The sequence below is a fragment of the Campylobacter rectus genome (assembly GCF_004803795.1).
Classification (GTDB): domain Bacteria; phylum Campylobacterota; class Campylobacteria; order Campylobacterales; family Campylobacteraceae; genus Campylobacter_A; species Campylobacter_A rectus.
This window is the reverse complement of record NZ_CP012543.1, coordinates 670,557-690,314: the sequence shown is the minus strand read 5'-3', so window position 1 is coordinate 690,314 and position 19,758 is coordinate 670,557. Positions and strand designations below refer to the sequence as shown.

Here is a 19,758-nt window from a genome sequence, read left to right as displayed (position 1 = left end):
ATACTTATGTCCGAAACGACACAAGAAGTCTCGCAAAAAGAGCCGCAGATCGAGCGGCGACGCGAGGAAAAAGATAGTAAATTTAAAGAGCTAAAAACTAGGGCGCAGATGGCAAAATTTGAACAAAGTGCCGAGCAGACGGCACTTGCAGCGATCACTATCCCGCTGTTTAGATTTTTTACCTGTGCGCAGATTTTTTTTACGATTTTTGCGGCGTATGCCGGTATACCGACTAGATATTTAGCCGTTTATATTTTTTTAGCCGCACTTAGCGCCTATATAAATCTTAGATACGAAAACAATTACCAATTCGTTGCGAATTATATTCATGCCGTCGTTATATTTCATGGAATTTTCGGCGTAATTTTATACGGTTGGAACTGCGGATGCGAAAATTTTCTCATCTGGGGTATCGCGACTAGTTATTTGATTTTTATCGGCAAAAACCGCACCGTCCTTACCGTCATCATCCTTGAAGCCGTCGCCTATGTGCTTTTATATCTTTTTAGAGAAAATTTCGGCGTCGTAAATTTGAGCCCCTATGACCATGTCGTGTTTATTACGGTATTTATATGTATATTCGTATCGTTTTTGCGTCGCACAAGCACGCTAAACTCGGTTTATGCCAAGAGCATAAACGAGCTGGCCCTGCAAAACGACAAGCTCGAGTCCGCGTCCAAATTTGACTTTTTAACAGGTCTTGATAACCGCCGATACGCACAGGAGCAGTTTGACGAGATAGCCGCGCATTTTCCGCACCAAAAGGTGCTTGTCGCGCTCGGCGACATAGACGATTTTAAGGCTATAAACGATACGTTCGGGCATAAAACGGGAGACGAGACGATAAGGGCTATCGGGCGGATTTTACGCGAAAACTCGCGCGACGAAAAGGATATCGTATGCCGCTGGGGCGGAGAGGAGTTTTTGCTTTTAGCCTTGGTAAATGACGAAATTTCGGCGCAAGCGATACTAAAAAGAGCGCTTAAAAAAGTAAATACTCTAAGCTCTCCGGACGGTAAAAAAATAGGCATAACCTTTGGCGCCGCAATGTTTGATAACGCGCGAGTAACGACGCTGGGCGAGATGGCGGACGTTGCGGACGAGCTTTTGTACGAGGGCAAAAGGAGCGGCAAAAACCGCATAAATTTTAAAGGATACGGCGATGCTGCTTAATCTCTTTACCAAATACGACTTTTACGTCAAGCTTCGCGCGATGTTTGTGGTGCTGGGGCTCTTTCACGTATTGTATTTGGTGCTGTTTATCTACATAAACCAGTCTTTTTTGGTTCTTTTAAACATCTTTAGCACTATTCTTTACGCCGCTTGCGCATACTTTACGAGAGATCTAAAAACGTCCGCTCGCGCGATAATGGCCGTGAGGATCGAGATATTCGCACACGCTTTTATCTGCGCGCTGATTTTAGGCTGGGATTACGGATTTCAAAATATCATCTTAGGAGTTATGTCCATCGTGTTTTTCTCAAGCCTTGCGACTAAGGGCGTAAACAACTTTTTCGCTTACGTTCAAGGCGCGGCGTATCTGTTTTTGTATTTTTACGCAAAGACCCCGCCGGAGCTCGCCGGCGAAAGAGCGGAGTGTTTTTATTTTTTAAATTTCGCTATCGTCATTGCCGTTATCGTCATTTTGGTCGTGGATTTCGTTAAAACCTTTAGCGCGAAGATACGCCAAGATATGCTCGAGCGCCAAGAAAGCCTAAACGAGCTAGCCAACAAAGACCCGCTCACGGGACTTTTAAACAGAAACGCCTTTCACGTGCAAGTCTCGCCACACATAAATCTCCTGGAAAAGGAGGTTAGCGTTGTGTTGTGTGACATCGACGACTTTAAAAAGCTAAACGACACCTACGGCCACGCTTTTGGCGATGAGGCGCTAAAGACTGTGGCGCTTACGATCAAAAACAGCCTGCGCGAGGGCGATCTGGTGTATCGCTGGGGCGGGGAGGAGTTTTTGATATTTTTATCCGGGATAAATTTAGAAAACTCGCGGCGGATTTTCGAGCGTATCAGGCGCAAGATCGCCGAAACGGAGCTAAAATTTGACGGTAAAAGCGCAAAAACGTCTGCGACTTTCGGGCTGGTTAATTTTAATCCAAAAGCCCTAAAAGACGTCGAGGCTGCGATAAAGCAGGCCGATATTTTGCTTTACAACGGCAAAAAGAGCGGCAAAAACAAAGTCGTTGCGCAGACTTTTGACGACAAGATGTCGTAAATTTTACTTGTTGATTTGAGTTAAATTTTAGCGCATAAAGTGAAATTTGACGAGCTCAAATTTAACCGCAAAAAGCAAAATTTCTCGCGTTTAAAATCTACGATAAAGTCTTTTTAGCAGCTCGAATTTATCTAAATTTAGAGCCTGCCGTATAAATTTTCGCTAAAATCTTCCCTAAAATCCGGGCAATCAAAGGCAAAATCAAATGCAAATCGCAAAAATCCGCGCCAAAAATATCCTCTCGCGCTCCAAAATCGGCAGCGGAGGCTACGCGATCAACCCGTACGTAGGTTGCCCGCACGGTTGTATCTACTGTTACGCCGAGTTTATGCGCGGCGTCACCGGGCACGAGGAGGCCTGGGGCGAGTTTTTGGACGTGAAGGATTTTGATGCGGCGAGCCTAGTTAAATTTGCGGGCTTGCACGGCGGCGAACGCGTATTTATGAGCTCGGTTACGGACTGCTACAACTCGTACGAGGCGCGATTTGGAGCTACGCGCAAAGTCCTTGAGGCGCTTGCGGGCTCGGATATAAACCTGCAAATTTTAACCAAATCAAGCCTCGTAACACGCGATATGGATTTGCTGCAAACCATGCCAAACGTCCGAGTGAGCGTGAGTTTGAGCGTGATAGACGAAAGCTTGCGCCGCACGCTGGAGCCTCGCGCAAGCTCCGTAGCCGCAAGGATCGCAGCGATAAAAAAGCTACGCGCCGCGGGAGTGAAAACCTATATCTTCGTCGCGCCGATTTTTCCGCAGATCACGCCCGTTTTTGATATCATGTCCCGCTACGGCGACGCGGCGGATGAAATTTGGTTCGATAGGCTAAATCTCTATCCGAATTTTAGATATAAAATTTTATCCTTCATCGGGCGAAATTTCCCCGCGCTTTTGCCGCTTTATAAGCAAATTTATCTTTTCGGCGAGGACGACTATTTTGAGCGGCTAGCGGATGAGATCAGGCTTGCGGCGCGGGAGAAATTCGGAAGCGAGAGCGGCGAGAGGGTTAGGATATTTTTCGGACAGAGAAAGTCCTGCGCAGGTAAATTTGAAAGGCGAAGATGAACGTAATTTTGCGGCTTTGTATAGTGGTTTTGGTCCTATATATCGCGCTTTTGGCGCTGCTTTATTTTTTTCAAGAGAGGCTAATATTTTTCCCGAGCAAGCTTGAGCCAAACTATGATTTTAGCTTTGATCGGCCGTTTGAGGAGATAAGATTGGACGCGGAGGGCACGTGGATAAGCGGGCTAAAATTTTTAGCAGATAGCAAGGACGGCGGGCAAATTTACGGCGACGTGCGCAGCGAGCCGAATAAAACGGGCGCGCAAGAAATAAAAACTAGCGATAAAAACGGCGAGCGAACCAAAAGCGAGCGGACGAGGCAAAGCTCGGACGGCGAACAAATCCCTCAAAACGAGCGAGACGTCCAGGCATCACAAGGGCGGGGCGGTAAAATGTGCGGTAAAAAGGGCGCGGCGATATTTTTCCACGGTAACGCCGGCAATCTGCAAGGTTGGGGCAAGTATGCGCGATATTTTACCGATTTGGGCTATGATTTTTACCTGTTTGACTACCGAGGCTACGGCAAGAGCGGCGGCGAGATAGGCTCGCAAGAGCGGCTTTACGCGGATGCGGACGCGATGATGCAGTGGGTTTTGCGAGACTGTGACGCGGGCGAGATCGCGGTAGTAGGCTACTCGTTAGGCAGCGGGCTGGCGGCACGCGCGGCGCAGAAATACGGCGCCAAGCGGCTGATTTTGATCGCGCCTTATTTTAGCTTGGAGGAGCTGGCGAGAGAGAAAATGCCCTTTGTGCCTAAATTTTTGATCAAATACAAAATCCCTACTTTTGAATTTGTCGGCGGTTTTGGCGGGCCGGTGACGATATTTCACGGCGAGTATGACGAGTTAATCGGCGTGGATAACTCGCGCAGGTTGCTTAAATTTCTAAAATCCGGAGATAAAATTTATGAGCTAAACGCCAGCCACAACGATATCTTAGGCCTAAGCGAGCTTTGGGAAAAATTAGCGCAGAAGCTTGGCGAGTAAGGTGCATTTTCACTCGCTTAACGCTTTGCAAATCGCATAAAATATGTTAAAAAATCCTAAAATTTTTAACGCATTGCCGCCGATATGTTAAAAATTTAGTATTTTATTAACATATTGTAGGATCTTGTGCGTTATAGTACTAGTCCGCGTTGCAATATTTCAAACAACTTTAAATTTACAAAGTAATTTATACGACCGAGCTTTATGCATCTAAACGCTCCTAATTTTTCGCAAATTTTAAGATATTTAGAAGCGGTTTGCCTAGAGATATTTAGTTTTTTCTCTACCGATTCTATCTTCGTATAAGGATATGAAAAAAGCAGTTCCACAAAGTCTTTGCCGTATATGCCGCGCTGTTTTGTCTGCAAAAGCTCGCTAAATTTACGCATAGCGTCGTCTATCTCTTTTATGAGCGTGACGGACGCCTCTGCGGTGCGCTCTATACCGTTTAGCATATACTCTATCCATTCGCTCCATTTGCCGTTTTTGCTTACGTTTTCTAAAAGTTCGTAGTATCTGGATTTGTTTTTTATGATATAGGCGCTTAGATATAAAATCGGCAGATCAAGCAGCTTTTTGTGCGTTAGATATAAGACGTTTATGATGCGTCCGGTTCTACCGTTTCCGTCGTAAAACGGATGTATGGTTTCAAACTGATAGTGGATCACTGCTAGTCTAATTAACGGATCAAGCCCGTCCAAGTCATCGTTTATGTACTTTTCTAAATTTGCCATCAATCTATTTATATCGTCTATGTGTTGCGGCGGTATATGTTTTATCTCGCCCGTGGCGGGATTTTTAAGCATAGTTCCGCTTTGGGTGCGAAATCCGGCGTTACTACGCTGCAAGCGTTTTTGAATCTCCAGTATATGACGAGTTAAGAATAGATTATCTTTTTTTATAAGCGAGTAGCCTTTTTTTAAGGCGTTTTCGTAGTTCATAACCTCTTTTGCGCTTTGTGCGATTTTGGTTTCGTCTATTTGCGCTAAAAATAGCTCATCGTGCGTCGTGATAATGTTTTCGATCGCGCTTGAATCTTTTGCCTCTTGCAATACGAGAGAATTTATCAAAATATTATGGTTTGGAATGGTTTTTATAAAGCCGTTTAGTTCGCCGAGTTTTCTTGAGGCTCTATTTAGCGCTTTATAAATTTGCTCGGTAGGCTTAAAATCCAGCGGAAGCTCTTGGGGTATAAATTCTATTTTTTGGGTCATTGTTTCGCCTGCACTTTTTTGACTGGGTTAGTTTAGCAAAAAAGAATTAAAATTTAGGTTTAAAAATTTTTATGAATGACTTTGCGCGATTTATCCGTTATAACCGTATCTTAAATTTTTGTATAAAATTTAAGATAGTTAATGTTAATTAAAGCCAAAAAATACGCACTTATTTTTAGGATGTTTTAATGACAAATTCGCAAACTAAAGAGCGTTTCGGTTTGGCCGCATTGTTAGACATTCCTGTCGGCATTATGTCGGCTTTGTCAAATGAGGTCGGGAGTTTTTGCCGCCGCACGGTTTGCGAGATACGTCCGACGCCGCTTGCGGCCACGGCCTCGTCGGAGCGGCTGATTAGATTAGCTGTTTGAGGAATTTCTTAAATCCGCCGTATGTATTTTTGAGAGATTACTTAGGTGTCGCCGATCCAAATGCTGCGATCTGCGAGTTTGCGAGACGCGTTTAACTACGCGATGATAACGCACTTTGCGGTCGGATATTGCGTATTTGCGGAGAAAATTCCAAAAAATCCCGGTGCCGCAAGGCTAGACGGCAAGTGTCCTCGTAAATATCGCCGTGCGCGTTCTCGCTGCCGATTTTAGGCCTTATGCCGCCGCTTTGGATACTCTTAGCGCGAGTATGTTTTTTAGTTTGCGATGTATATGGCGTGGTTTTGGTAGGTAAATAAACCCGCATCCGCATCGCGCGCGAGCAGATCCGGTCGATGGATGCCGCGAGTGCCGGAATGGCGGTAAATTTATACTATCTTTTTATTTTTTAGATATTTTTGCATTTCGTCATCCGTCAAAATTCGATCGAATTCGCCGTCAAAGCGCTTTTTATTTTTGCTGTCGTAGTCTTTTACCGTTTCTAGAAATTTATTAAAATGCGGATTTTTCTTGCAAAGCTCATTTATGATATTAAAGTCTAAATTCGCCCTAAATTTCGGCTGAGCCAAGATCCTGCTCTGTGCTAAATTCTCGCTATCTAGGCTCAAAACGCCTATACCAAAGCTTGAGTTTAGGCTGCCGATCAGCTCCATTAGCTCCTCGTCGCTCTCATCGATATCTAAAGCGACCAAATAGCCCTCGTTCGCCCAGCTGGAGTTGCTAACGGCCTGGAAATAATACTCTCTTAAATTTGCTATGCTTAAATATTTTTTCATTTCAAACGAGTAAATTTTAAGCGGTATTTTTACGAATTTAGCTGCGAAATTTAGCACGCTATCCTCATAGCTTTCATGCTCGAAGCTAACGCCGACGATGTCGGGATAAAGCCATTTATCGCGTCCTTTTTTGCTTTTTAGGCTGCTTTCGTGAAAGATCGTTTTGACTCTGGCGTTGAAATTCGGACTAAGCTCGACAAAGCTTGCCAAAAGCGGATACAAATCGCGCTCGTCAAATGCGTTTTTAACTTGCTTTGTATCGCTTACGGCGTCGCTAAAACTTAAATTTTGACTTTTTAATTTTATCAAAATCGGTTTTTCGGAAATTTTTTCAAAAATAGAATTATCATTTTCTTTTAAATCCGAGTAAATTTGAGCCGAAAAACTATCTCACGGCGTTTTGCCGCTTAAATTTAGCTCTTTTGTAAGATCAAGTTCATCGGCTATTTTATAAATTCTATTCGGATTTAGCGGTTGCTTTTTGATTTCTAAAACTTTTTTGGCTACTTCGAGCGCAGTCATAAAATTTCTTTTATATTTATCGATCGTCAAAATTTATCTTAACAACAAAATTTAACTCCAAAGTCCGCCGTTTACGCTCATAGCGGACTTTGCAAATTTAGTTTTTAAAACTATGAATAGGAGCCGGTATCTGGCCGCCGCGGGCGATGAAGTCTGCCGATGAGTTTTTATTTACGCTCATCACGGGCGCGCTGCCCAGAAGCCCGCCAAACTCCAGCGTGTCGCCCTCTTTGCCCTTTGGGATTATGCGCACGGCGGTCGTTTTTTGATTTATCACGCCGATCGCGGCCTCGTCGGCTATGATCGCGGCGATCGTCTGCTCGGGCGTATCCTCGGGGATCGCGATCATATCGAGCCCCACCGAGCAGATCGCGGTCATCGCTTCAAGCTTTTCCAAATTTAGCGAGCCTGCGCGCACCGCGGCGATCATGCCCTCGTCTTCGGAGACGGGGATAAACGCGCCGCTAAGCCCGCCTACTTGGTTGCACGCCATCACTCCGCCCTTTTTGACCGCATCGTTTAGCAGCGCAAGCGCAGCCGTCGTGCCGTGCGTGCCGACGCGCTCTAGCCCCATCTCCTCAAGCACGCGCGCGACCGAATCGCCCACCGCCGGAGTCGGAGCCAGCGAGAGATCAACGATGCCAAATTTCACGCCTAGGCGCTCGGACGCCATTTGTCCGACGAGCTGTCCGATGCGCGTGATCTTAAACGCCGTCTTTTTCACGGTTTCTGCGACCACGTCAAAGCTCGCTTGGCGCACCTTCTCAAGCGCGCGCTTAACGACGCCGGGGCCCGATACGCCCACGTTTATGACGACTTCGGCCTCGCCCACGCCGTGAAATGCACCCGCCATGAAGGGATTATCCTCGACGGCGTTGGCAAATACGACGAGTTTAGCGGCGCCAAGATCGGAAAGTCGCGCCGTCTCTTTGATCACGCGCCCCATGTCGGCGACCGCGCTCATATTTATGCCCGTTTTGGTCGAGCCGATATTTACCGACGAGCAGACCTTCTGCGTCGCGGCGAGTGCGGCGGGGATGGAGTCGATTAAAATTTTATCGCCCTTTGCGTAGCCCTTTTGCACTAGCGCCGAAAAGCCGCCGATAAAGTCGATACCGACCTTTTGCGCCGCCTCGTCCATCGCTCTAGCAAGCGGCACGTAGTCTGCGGCATCCGTCGCCGCGCCGATGATGGCGATAGGCGTTACGCAGACGCGCTTATTTACGATCGGGATACCGAGCTCTGCTGAAATTTCATTGCCGACCTTTACCAGATCGCGCGCTTTATCGGTGATTTTTGCATAAATTTTCTCCGCCGCCTTGTCGATATCTGGATCGATACAGTCAAGCAGGCTGATACCCATCGTGATCGTGCGGATGTCGAAATTTTGCTCCTCGATCATCGCGATCGTTTCGGTTACGTTTTTGATGTCCATCTGCGCGCCTTAGATGTTGTGCATGGCGTCAAAGATCGCCGAGCTTTGGATGTTGATTTTAACTTTTAGCTTTTCGCCAAGCTCGTTTAGCTCCTCGCGTAGAGCCGTGAAGTCCTGCTTTTCGTCGCTGGAAACCACCGCCATCATCGTAAAAAACTCATCCAAAACCGTCTGGCTAATGTCGTCTATGTTTAGCCCAAGCTGTGCTAGCTTAGCCGAAACGCCCGCTACAATGCCAACCTTGTCCTTACCGATCACCGTTACGATCGCTTTCATTTGTCGTTCTCCTAAATTTGTAAATTTGCAGGTTTGGCCCGAATTTGATCAAATTCGCTCAAATTCGGGCTTTAAATTTTAAAATTTCAGTTAGAGCAAGCGCTCTTGCCGTCCATCACGGGCTGGATCGAGGAGTTGTCCGCGCCGCCCTCATCGTTGATATTTTCGATTATCTCCCACAGCCTAGCCGCCGCTTTTTCGTAGCGTTTAGCCGTGACCGAGTTTGGCTCGTAAAAGCTCACCGGCTTGCCGCTGTCGCCGCCGACTCTAACGGCAGGCTCGATAGGGATCTGGGCTAACACTTCGGTACCGTAGGCTTTTGCTACTTCCTCGGTCGTGCCTTTGCCAAATATATCATACTCCTTGCCGCTTTCAGGGCAGATAAATCCGCTCATGTTTTCTACGATGCCGGCGATCGGGATGTGAAGCTTCTCAAACATATCTAGCGCGCGTTTGCTATCATCTAGCGCTACCACTTGCGGCGTCGTGACACACACGCCCGCAGTCACCGGTACGCTTTGAGCTAGAGTTAGCTGTGCGTCGCCCGTTCCCGGAGGCATATCGAGGAACAATACGTCCAGCTCGCTCCAAAATACGTCTTTTAGCAGCTGCTCGATAGCTTTCATTATCATCGAGCCGCGCCAGATGAGGCTCATACCTTCTTCCATTAGCACGCCCATACTCATCATCTCGACGCCGTGAGTCAGGATCGGTTTTAGCTTGTTGCCGATGACTTGAGGCTGCGTGCCTACTTCGCCGAGCATTCTAGGGATGTTTGGACCGTAGATATCGGCATCTAGGATGCCTACTTTTTTGCCTAGCTTTGCCATCGAGATAGCTAAATTTAGCGTCGTAGTGCTCTTACCCACGCCGCCTTTGCCCGAGCTTACCATTACGAAATTTTTAATCTGCGGAGCGATGTTTTTACCGCTTTGAGTGTTGCTTTTTTCCTCGGGGATTTTTGGTTGGATGATGTTTATGACGCACTCGTTTGAGCCCATCACACGCTTTATGTCGGTTCGCAGCTCGTTTGCTACGTCCGGATTTGAGCTTACGATCTCGACCTCGATTAAAATTTTCTCGCCGATTTCGACGTTTTTTACGAATCCAAAGCTCACGATATCTTTTTCAAAGCCCGGATATATCACGCCTTTTAGTCTATTTAAGACCTCTTCTTTAGTTAGCATTTTTCTCCTTCGTTAGATTTTTTGAAATTTTATACGCGCAAAATTTCGGCCCGCACATCGAGCAAAATTCCGCCTTTTTAAACGACTCTTGCGGCAAGCTCTCATCGTGTAGCTCGCGCGCCCTTTCGGGATCTAGGCTTAGCTCAAACTGCTTGTTCCAGTCAAAAGCGTATCTAGCGTCGCTCATCGCGTGATCGCGCTCTATCGCGCCTGCTTTACCTAGCGCGACGTCGGCTGCGTGAGCGGCGATCTTGTGCGCTACGATGCCTTCTCTCACATCGTTTGCGTTTGGCAAACCAAGGTGCTCTTTAGGCGTCACGTAGCACAGCATCGAGGCTCCGTAAAAGGCCGCCATCGTCCCGCCGATAGCCGAAGTGATGTGATCATACCCCGCGCCGATATCCGTAGGCAGCGGTCCTAGCACGTAAAAAGGCGCGCCGTGGCACAGCTCGCGTTCGATTTTCATATTATACTCTATTTGGTTTAAAGGAATATGACCCGGCCCCTCGATCATCACCTGTACGTTTTTCTCCCATGCGCGCAGCGTTAGCTCGCCTAAAACCCGCAGCTCGCTAAGCTGAGCCTCGTCGGTCGCGTCGTATAGGCAGCCCGGACGCAGCCCGTCGCCAAGAGACAGCGCGACGTCGTGAGCGGCGCAAATTTCTAAAATATCGTCAAAGGCCTCGTAAAACGGGTTTTCTTTATGATGGTGCATCATCCAGCTAGCAGTTAGGCTACCGCCGCGGCTAACGATACCCATCTTGCGTTTTGCGACCAGCGGCATAAATTTGAGCAAAAAGCCCGCATGTATCGTAAAGTAGCTAACGCCCTGGCGAGCCTGCTTTTCAAGCGTTTTTAGGATGTCCGCCGCCTTCAAATTTTCGACCTCTTTTATATCGTGGATGATCTGATACATCGGCACGGTGCCTATGGGGACAGTCGAATTTGCGATTATGGCGCTTCTAATCGCATCCAAATCGCCGCCAGTGCTTAGATCCATGACCGTGTCGGCGCCGTATTTTAGGCAAATTTGTAGCTTTTCAAGCTCGGCGCAGATATCGCTACTTAGGCTTGAGTTGCCGATATTTGCGTTGATTTTGGTTTTTGCTTCTCTGCCGATCGCCATCGGGAGCAAATTTTCGTGATGGATGTTGGCGGGGATTATCATCTTGCCTGCGGCGACCTCGCTTCTAACGAGCTCGGGATCTAGCATTTCAGCTTGCGCTACGTAGTTCATCTCGGGCGTTATAACGCCTTTTTTAGCGTAGTACATCTGCGTCGGAGTTTTGTCGGCGGAGTCAAATTTGACCCGAAATTCTTTCATGTTTCGCTCCTTAAAATTTTAGTTCTAATCTTACTCAAAAAAGATAAAAACAAGCTTTTAGGATGTATAATATCGTAACACTTCGCCAAAGGAGAAATTTTGCTAGACGTTACGCTGATAATGCTCGGAGCCGGAAGCTCCAGCCGTTTTGAAATGCCCGTTAAAAAGCAATGGTTGCGCGTCGGAAGCGATCCGCTATGGCTCTTTGCGGCTAAAAATTTAAGCTCGCACTATGCCTTTAAAGAGATAATCGTCGCCTCAAACGAGGGAAAATATATGAGCAAATTTGCCCCGTCGTACCGCTTCGTAAAGGGCGGCGCGACGCGTCAAGAGAGCCTAAAAAATGCTCTTAAGCTTGTTCAAAGCGAATTTGTTTTGGTTAGCGACATCGCTCGTCCGATGATTAGCGCAGAGCTTTTCTCGCGCATAATGAGCGGCATCCAAAACGCCGACTGCGTCGTGCCTGCGCTAAAAGTGCCCGATACCGTTTATCTAGGCGCGGGCGTCGTCGATAGAGAGCAGATCAAACTCATCCAAACTCCGCAGCTCTCGCGCACGGCGATGCTAAAAAGCGCGCTCGAATCAGGTCAAATTTATACCGACGATAGCTCGGCGATAGCGGCTGCAGGCGGTAAAATTTGGTACGTGCAAGGCGACGAAAACGCGAGAAAAATTACGTTTAAAGACGATCTAGCCAAAATTTGCGGCCTTGGCGCGCCCTCAAGCGAAATTTACGTCGGAAACGGTTTTGACGTGCACGCCTTTGAAGAAGAGAGAAAAGAGGGAAGTTTCGTAACAATCGGCGGCGAAAAAATCCCTTTTGAAAGAAATTTAAAGGCCCACTCCGACGGCGACGTGGCCATCCACGCGCTCATCGACGCGATACTGGGAGCGGCCGGGCTCGGCGATATAGGCGAGCATTTTCCCGACACCGACGATAAATTTAAGGGCGCGGACTCGGCGCTGTTACTAAAAGAAGCATATAATCTTGTGCGAAGCGTTGGATTTGAGCTTATTAACGCCGATATCACCGTCATCACCGAGCAACCTAAGCTTGGTAAATTTAAATCGGCGATGGAGGCAAACATAGCTAGCGCGCTAAATTTGACCCCGAGCCGCATAAACGTAAAGGCCACTACGACCGAGAAACTGGGCTTTACGGGGCGAGGCGAAGGTATCGCGGCTACGGCGTCGGCGAGTCTAAAAATTTACGACTGGACGCAAAAATAAAACGACGAAAGTAAAAAAATGAGAGTTTTAATAATAGAAAACGAAATCTACCTGGCCCAAAGCATCGCCTCGAAGCTGGAAAATTTAGGCTATGGGTGCGAGATAGCAAGAAGCGCGGCGGAGGCGATAAAAAGCGAGCCAGCGGAGAGGATAAAAGAGGGCGACAAGGATGCGCACTTTGACGTAGTGCTGCTTTCTAGCGCATTTGCAGGCGACGATACGCAAAAAATCATACATAAATTTAAAGACTCCGTCGTCATCCTGCTCATCACGTATATCAGCAACGACACCGTCTCGATCCCGATAAAAGCGGGCGCTAGCGACTACATACAAAAGCCGTTTATGATAGAGGAGCTGGTGCGAAAGATCAAGCATTTCGAGGAGTTTAGGCGGCTGCAAACATTTATAAAGACCTATCAGGACTACCTAAATTATCATTTCAAGGCCGTCTCGGCGCTAAATTTCGACTTTAAGCGAATAAAGCTACCGCTTCTCATCAAGTGCAACAAAATGATAAACGCCGACAACTTCGTTTTCGAATATGCAAAGGCGCTAAATTTGAGCTTCAAATACGTCCCGCTCGAGCCCGGCACCGACGTATCGGCTATCGCCGCGGCAAACCCGCACACGCTTTTGTATTTTTCAAATTTTCAAATTTTACGACAAGAGGCGAAAAACCAGATAGTCGAGCTCGCCGCAAAACGAAAGCTCATCGTAAGCTCGACTAATCAAAACGAAGAAACGTCGCTAGAGACGCTAAATATCGCCAGCGATGAGAAAAATTTTCAAATCGACGAAATTTTGACGATCGACGACTACATCAAGCATATCATCGTAAATTATCAGGATAAATACCCCGACACCGAACTTAGCAAAAAGCTTGGCATTTCGCGAAAATCGCTTTGGGAAAAGAGGAAAAAATATGACGTCGTCAAGAAAAAATAACGCGATACTGATAAACGACGAGGCGCTTGGCGCGCTGGAGCTCATAGAAAATCAAATTTTTAGCAAATTTAACCGCCTGATGAATGAAAAAGAAGCGAACGAGATTTACGAGACGGGCTTTTTAGCGGGCGAGCCGATGCCTTATACTTTCGTATTCGCACCATACGGCAAGAAAAATCAAGAGACGATAAGAAACGCCGCAAAAGGCGAGCATATCGAGCTTTTAAACGGAGGCAAGGTTGTCGGACACATCGAGGTCGGCGAGGTTTTTAAATTTAACTCCGAAAAAAAATCGCAAAATATTTTTCGCGCCAACGAAGCCGCTTCCGCGCAACAAAGCCAAAGCGGCGAGCTGGCCCTTAGCGGCAAGATAAAGATATATAACGACAAGTTAAGCGAAGTAAAAAAGCTGATCAATGCCGTCAAAAGAGAGCAAAACGTCCGCAAAATCTCGGCGATCATGCTCACCGCCGAGCCCTTTAACCGCGCGCACGAACGCCTAATCAGGATGACGATCGATAAGGCTGATTTGGTGCTTTTGTTTTTGCTAAAAAGTCACGGCGCGGACGAGATGATGAGCTTCGCGCTCAAAAAAAGCGTGCTGGAGTATTTTATCCAAAACTACATCCCCAAAAATCGCCTGATCATCGTGCCTTTTGAGAACTCAAATCTCTTTAGCTCGCACCTAAATCCGACGCTGGAGTGCATCGCGGCGCATAGGCTGGGCGCGGGCAAGCTCGTAGTCGGGCAAAATCACGCGGGCATCGGGATGTTTTACGATCACAACGTCGTTCATACGGTGCTGGAGCGCTACAAAAACGATCTAAATTTGGAGGTCGTCGTGCTGCCGGAGCTTGTTTATTGCAACGAATGCAAAACGCTAGTTAGCACCAAGACCTGCCCGCACGGCCAGCATCACCACATCAAATACCACGCCGGGACGCTAAAAACCCTGCTGCTAGCGGGCATCTTGCCGCCTGCGATCCTTATGCGGCGCGATATCTCGGCGATGATACTGAGCGAGCTTTTTCCGAACCGATTTGAAAATATCCAAAAGCTTTGCGACGATCTTTTCCCTAGCAACGGACTGCTCGAAAAGCAGACCGAAAGGGAGTTTTACGAAAATTTGATGAAGCTTTATCAGACGACGTCGCTGACTTAAATTTGCTTTTAAGGCTTGTCTTCTTCCACTATATGTCGTTATCGGCTCATTCGGCTTTGGTTGCGGACGACCGATCCGCCCCATAGCCTCGTTTGCCGTCGCTTCGTCTAAACGCGAAATACGGCTCCTTGATTTTTTTAGGGCTCGTTTCGCGAGCGCTTCTTGCGTAGCTTTACTTCGCTACGCTCGCAGTTGTAAAAAACTTCCTCGATAAACTATACGCTCTATCTTCAATCAAAAATTTCTTCGCTTCTGCTAGCGCTCGCGACCGCAAGAAAAACAAGACATTTAAGTCCGTCTCGCGATACTGCGCCTAAATTTTTTACGCTCAAATTTATAAATTTCGGCTTCAAATTTTACTTACCGAGATCCGCACCGCAAAAACTCTAAATTTGATTCGGTCAAATTTAGAGTTTTGTATTTTAGTGTTTTGGCTTGTTTGCGTAAAAGCAACCGTTTGAAGTTTATTATATGGGACTAAATTACGCTCTGCCGGCACTCTCTTTGAGAGTTGCAAGCATAGAGCGAGCATAGAGCTGGCGATGATTTTACGGTTGCGACATAGCTTTGCTTATTGCCAAGCAAAGCGCCTTGGAGTTTAGAAACAAATTTACAAATTTATCTCAAAGTAAATTCTAAAACCGTTCGGCATAACAAAGCCGAATTTAAACCCGTGCATAGCGCGGTAACTTCGCGTATCACAAAGAGAGCGGGATAAAAAAGAGGGGACGAGGAGCTATTTTGTTTCAAACCGCAACTGCTAGCGGAGCATAGCCTCTTTAACACAAAAACAAGATGGAGCCAAATTTAACCAATTTAAATTTTGCATTTTCAAGGTGCAGGTCAGGATGCGTCAAATTTAACTTAACTCGCAAATTTACCAAATTTGCCCACGCTTTTAAATTTAACTTCAAATTTATACGCCGGGACTTCACTCTAATACTTGAAATAAGTCGAAATTCGCTATAATCCGTAAAATTTAAAGGAAAATTTATGATACAGACTTGTTTATTTCCGGCTGCGGGCTACGGCACTAGATTTTTGCCCGCGACCAAATCGTTGCCAAAGGAGATGCTGCCGATCCTCACAAAGCCGCTCATTCACTACGGCGTGGATGAGGCGCTGGAAGCGGGTATGAAAAATATGGCCTTCATCACGGGTCGCGGCAAGCGCGCGCTGGAGGATTATTTCGACATCAGCTACGAGCTCGAGCATCAAATCTCTGGCACGAACAAAGAGCACCTGCTCATCGAGATTAGAGAGCTGATGGCGAGCTGCACGTTTTCATTCACGCGTCAAGAGAGTATGCGAGGGCTTGGTAACGCGATCCACACAGGCAAAGTCCTCGTGCGAGACGAGCCCTTTGGCGTGGTGCTGGCCGATGACCTCTGCATCAACGAAGAGGGCGAAGGCGTGCTGGCTCAAATGGTAAAAATCTACGAGAAATACCGCTGCTCTATCGTCGCCGTGATGGAGGTGCCGATCGAGCAGAGCAAAAACTACGGCATAGTCACGGGCCGCGCGATCGAGGACGACCTACTGATGGTGAGCGATATGGTCGAAAAACCGGATCCCAAGGAAGCTCCGAGCAACCTAGCCGTTATCGGCCGCTACATCCTCACGCCCGACATCTTTACGATTTTAGAGCACACCAAGCCCGGCAAAAACGGCGAAGTGCAGATCACCGATGCGCTAAAAGAGCAGGCCAAAGGCGGCATGGTGCTGGCGTATAAATTTAAAGGCAAGCGCTTTGATTGCGGCAGCGTCGAGGGATTCGTGCAGGCGACCAATTTCTTCTACGAGCTAGGCAAAAATGCTAAAAAATGAGCTGTTTTTTGAGCGCACACCCATAACCACGATCGCATCTTACGCCGAGCGTATGAACGACGAGCTAAAAGGCGGCAAGATCGGCTACTATCACCTGCCCGAGATCGGGGCAAATTTGCTCGGCGAAATCGCCGAATTTGAAGCTACCCTCTCGCATATAAAAAGCGTCGTACTGGTAGGTATCGGCGGCAGCAGTCTAGGCGTAAAAGCGCTAAAAACGATGCTACCTGGCGCAAAAAGGAGCCGCGAGCGAGAGCTTTATTTTCTCGATAACGTGGACGCCTTTAGCTTCGAGCGCGTTTGCGCTAGCATCAAATTTGACGAGACGCTTTTTGTCGTCTCGTCAAAATCGGGCACCACGATCGAGACGATCACGCTTTTTAAGTGTATTTTAGCGCGCTTTGACTCGCCAAATTTGAGCAAAAACTTTATCGTCATCACCGATCCCGCCTCGCCGTTGGAGGTCTACGCCAGGCAAAACGGCGTCAAATTTTTTAACATCCCCAAAAACGTCGGCGGTAGATTTAGCGTACTTAGCGCGATCGGACTCGTGCCGCTGATGCTGTGCGGATACGACGCGGCGGCGCTGCTGGAGGGCGCGCGGGCATGTAAGAGGCGATTTTTAGAGGACGGCGACGATACGCTACTGCAAAAGGCCTACCACTACGCGACGCACAAAAACGCTAAAATCAACGTCGTTTTTAGCTATGGCGATAGATTTTTAGAGTTTAACGACTGGTATGTGCAGCTATGGGCGGAGAGTCTGGGCAAGAAAAAGGGCTACAAACGCTACGGCCTAACGCCGGTGGGGCTGATTGGCTCGCGCGACCAGCATAGCTTTTTGCAGCTGATTATGGACGGAGTAAAAGATAAAACGGTAAGCTTTATCAAGGTGGCGCTTGCGGATGCAGATGCGGCGGTACCGAACCTAAGCCTAAACGGACTTGAGGGCTGCGACTTCGTAAACGGGCTAAGTCTGGGCGAGCTAATAAATGCTCAGTGCGGCGCCACGACTCATGCGCTGGTACAAGAAGGCATCAGCACGGACGTCATCGAGCTTGAGCGGCTGGATGAAGCGAGTGCGGGATTTTTGATTTATTATTTCGAGCTTCTCACGTCGGCTACGGGCATTATGCTAGGCATAAACACCTACGACCAGCCCGGCGTCGAAGTCGGCAAACGCATACTAAAGACGATGCTAACGGCGGGCAAATAAGGTCGAAAAATAAGGCCTGAGCGCAAAAGCAACGCAGGCTTTAGGACTATGGAGAAAAAGCCGCAAACCCGTAAATTTACAAACTATCGACGCGACCTTGCGGCATCTCGGGCAAATATCGAGCGTAATCAACGCACGCTTGCCGATATTAGCGCGCTGACGGGCGATAAATTTGCCTAGATAAGGCGACATTAAATTTATTTTACGATTAGGCGGGGTAATAGAATTTATCGGCAAATTTAAAAGATTTTTATCTATCAATACGGCTGATCGCCTGCAAAACGAATCAATGCGCTTAACATACGAATCTGCAAGCAAATTTACTGAAATCCCCGCTTATCTCTTTTGATTTTTTGACGGCAAATTTTATAAATCTTTTACTTTTTTGCTCCCGACCGTATCCGTAAAATATTTTGGCGCGATAGCAAATTCAATCAAATTTGCCGACATTATTATTTCATCAAAAGCGCACAACAGGCAGAGTCGGCGCCGAAATTTTTGCAAAATTTATCGCGATTTAGCATAACGGCACCGATTCGCCGAAGCGACTCGCTATCGGCAGCATCAAAATTTCAAATTTGCATTTCTTTAAATTTAAGCCTAAGTTTTAATTTTTATACTTTTTCTTTATCGTATTTGGCATAAAATTATTTATACAAGGTTTTAGCCTTGACCTTTTACATCTGCAAAATCGCATTTTCTTTATCGAAATAAAACCGATACGTATATTTTATGTATGATTTTCGGCCCTTACCCGGCTCTATATTATTTATGTCTATCACAGCTCGCTTCTATCGGGGATATCATAGACGATTTTAAAAAGATTTGTTTTAAAATTTGCGGGGCGACAGTTTAAAAATTTACCCCTTTTTGAAACTTAAGATGATACAAAAACGGCATTTAGTTATTAAATTTGAGTTTTTAGATTAAACATTTTGCGCAAATTTGACGTTTGGCGTAAAGATATGTAAAATGATCGATCAGTCAAAATCGCCGTTTTGCAGGCTAAAATTGGCCGCCGATTAAATTTCGCTACTTTTTTGCCTTAGAGCTAGTAGCAAATAAACCTTGCGCTCTGATGATTAAGAGGCACTGCTTTTAGGAGTGTTTACAAGCGTAAATTTAAGCGATGATTTTATATGAAACGCCTCCCTCTACGCCACCGCCTTTAATCTTTACGCCAAAAAGCCGACCGTCTGCAAAATAAGATAATAAAACTAATGCGTAAAAAACGACCAAGCAAAAATAGCGCGGAGCTTTCGAGATAAATTTTAATAGCTACTTTGTCCGCATTTTTATAATACGAATTTTTTGAGCCGACCCATAAAACCGCTACCGCATTCATCCATATTTTGTTTATTTTAAATTTCCGATTGCGGCGCACAGCAAATAATTTAATTAGATTGATCAAATGCGGAGCAAATTTTACAAAAACTTGTTTTATCAGATAATAATTTTTATTGATTGCAAATTATTTTCTTTTAAGCTAGCTAGTTATATAATTCCGACAACAAATCGAATCAAAGGAGACAAAATGTCAAAAGTTGTTACTCAGTTAAATCAAATCCAGGCCGACGCTCACGCGTTATTTATCAAATTTCACGACTATCACTGGAATGTAAAAGGTATTCAGTTTTTTAGCGTGCACGAATACACCGAAAAAGCCTATGAAGATATGGCGGAGATATTCGACGATGCTGCGGAGCGCGCCATACAGCTAGGCGGTAAAGCCGTCACGAAACCGGAGGAGCTAAACAAGCTGGCTCACCCGAAAATCGACAACAAAGGCAGCTATACTCCTACCGAAGTATTAAATGGAATTTTGGGCGAGTATGAGCACCTTTTGGGTGAATTTAAAAAGCTGGAAGAAGTCGCGGACAAAGCAAAAGATAGCACAACCGTAGCTATGGCGCAAGATAAAATCGCCAAATACGAAAAAGCTATCTGGATGCTAAAAGCTACCTTGGCATAATTTACGG

17 protein-coding genes are annotated in these 19,758 nt (G+C 46.6%); 10 read left to right on the top strand and 7 right to left on the bottom strand.

The genetic code is table 11. The features are described from left to right. Window positions 1–6 precede the first annotated feature (6 nt). The 4 genes from CRECT_RS03365 (at window position 7) to CRECT_RS12485 (ending at window position 4,276) form a co-directional block, all read left to right on the top strand. On the top strand, window positions 7–1,173 hold the full coding sequence (locus CRECT_RS03365; protein ID WP_002944512.1) for a GGDEF domain-containing protein: 1,167 nt from the start codon (window positions 7–9) through the stop codon (window positions 1,171–1,173). Further along, entirely contained in the window at window positions 1,163–2,230 is a 1,068-nt protein-coding gene (locus CRECT_RS03360; RefSeq protein WP_002944385.1) for a GGDEF domain-containing protein, read from the top strand. Before CRECT_RS03365 ends, CRECT_RS03360 begins: the two co-directional genes overlap by 11 nt. Window positions 2,231–2,435: 205 nt before the next feature. After that, window positions 2,436–3,293: a radical SAM protein gene (locus CRECT_RS03355; protein WP_002944492.1), complete on the top strand. Its 858-nt coding sequence runs from the start codon at window positions 2,436–2,438 to the stop codon at window positions 3,291–3,293. Beyond that, window positions 3,290–4,276, top strand: a complete 987-nt coding sequence (locus tag CRECT_RS12485) for an alpha/beta hydrolase (RefSeq protein WP_002944406.1) — start codon at window positions 3,290–3,292, stop codon at window positions 4,274–4,276. The genes CRECT_RS03355 and CRECT_RS12485 overlap by 4 nt, the downstream gene beginning before the upstream one ends. 131 nt (window positions 4,277–4,407) lie before the next feature. On the opposite strand, the gene CRECT_RS03340 is transcribed toward CRECT_RS12485, so the two are convergent. From CRECT_RS03340 to thiC, 7 genes are all read right to left on the bottom strand, one after another. Next, entirely contained in the window at window positions 4,408–5,490 is a 1,083-nt protein-coding gene (locus CRECT_RS03340) for a Fic family protein (RefSeq protein ID WP_002944339.1), read from the bottom strand. Between the two features lie 757 nt (window positions 5,491–6,247). Further along, window positions 6,248–6,964: an HrgA protein gene (locus CRECT_RS03335; protein ID WP_227932182.1), complete on the bottom strand. Its 717-nt coding sequence runs from the start codon at window positions 6,962–6,964 to the stop codon at window positions 6,248–6,250. A gap of 81 nt (window positions 6,965–7,045) precedes the next feature. Continuing rightward, complete coding sequence (locus CRECT_RS12480) at window positions 7,046–7,177, bottom strand: winged helix-turn-helix domain-containing protein (protein ID WP_227932180.1); 132 nt, start codon at window positions 7,175–7,177, stop codon at window positions 7,046–7,048. 97 nt (window positions 7,178–7,274) lie between these two features. Then, window positions 7,275–8,612, bottom strand: coding sequence for a PFL family protein (locus CRECT_RS03330; protein ID WP_002944335.1), 1,338 nt, complete (start codon window positions 8,610–8,612; stop codon window positions 7,275–7,277). A gap of 9 nt (window positions 8,613–8,621) precedes the next feature. Continuing rightward, a complete protein-coding gene (locus tag CRECT_RS03325; RefSeq protein WP_002944456.1) occupies window positions 8,622–8,888 on the bottom strand; it encodes an ACT domain-containing protein in 267 nt (88 codons plus the stop codon). Between the two features lie 86 nt (window positions 8,889–8,974). Next, complete coding sequence (locus tag CRECT_RS03320; RefSeq protein WP_002944402.1) at window positions 8,975–10,075, bottom strand: Mrp/NBP35 family ATP-binding protein; 1,101 nt, start codon at window positions 10,073–10,075, stop codon at window positions 8,975–8,977. Beyond that, window positions 10,065–11,399, bottom strand: coding sequence for a phosphomethylpyrimidine synthase ThiC (thiC, locus tag CRECT_RS03315; RefSeq protein WP_002944498.1), 1,335 nt, complete (start codon window positions 11,397–11,399; stop codon window positions 10,065–10,067). Before thiC ends, CRECT_RS03320 begins: the two co-directional genes overlap by 11 nt. A gap of 99 nt (window positions 11,400–11,498) precedes the next feature. Between thiC and CRECT_RS03310 the strand changes: the two genes are divergently transcribed. The 6 genes from CRECT_RS03310 to CRECT_RS03285 all read left to right on the top strand — a co-directional run bounded on the left by CRECT_RS03310 (window position 11,499) and on the right by CRECT_RS03285 (window position 19,751). Continuing rightward, complete coding sequence (locus CRECT_RS03310) at window positions 11,499–12,629, top strand: bifunctional 2-C-methyl-D-erythritol 4-phosphate cytidylyltransferase/2-C-methyl-D-erythritol 2,4-cyclodiphosphate synthase (RefSeq protein WP_002944411.1); 1,131 nt, start codon at window positions 11,499–11,501, stop codon at window positions 12,627–12,629. Window positions 12,630–12,647: 18 nt separating this feature from the next. Continuing rightward, on the top strand, window positions 12,648–13,574 hold the full coding sequence (locus tag CRECT_RS03305; RefSeq protein ID WP_002944510.1) for a response regulator: 927 nt from the start codon (window positions 12,648–12,650) through the stop codon (window positions 13,572–13,574). After that, complete coding sequence (locus tag CRECT_RS03300) at window positions 13,552–14,736, top strand: sulfate adenylyltransferase (RefSeq protein ID WP_002944399.1); 1,185 nt, start codon at window positions 13,552–13,554, stop codon at window positions 14,734–14,736. The genes CRECT_RS03305 and CRECT_RS03300 overlap by 23 nt, the downstream gene beginning before the upstream one ends. Before the next feature lie 993 nt (window positions 14,737–15,729). Beyond that, window positions 15,730–16,563, top strand: coding sequence for a UTP--glucose-1-phosphate uridylyltransferase GalU (gene galU / locus CRECT_RS03295; protein WP_002944500.1), 834 nt, complete (start codon window positions 15,730–15,732; stop codon window positions 16,561–16,563). Next, window positions 16,550–17,779, top strand: coding sequence for a glucose-6-phosphate isomerase (locus CRECT_RS03290; protein WP_002944413.1), 1,230 nt, complete (start codon window positions 16,550–16,552; stop codon window positions 17,777–17,779). Before galU ends, CRECT_RS03290 begins: the two co-directional genes overlap by 14 nt. Before the next feature lie 1,534 nt (window positions 17,780–19,313). Beyond that, on the top strand, window positions 19,314–19,751 hold the full coding sequence (locus CRECT_RS03285; RefSeq protein WP_002944448.1) for a Dps family protein: 438 nt from the start codon (window positions 19,314–19,316) through the stop codon (window positions 19,749–19,751). Window positions 19,752–19,758: the final 7 nt, after the last annotated feature.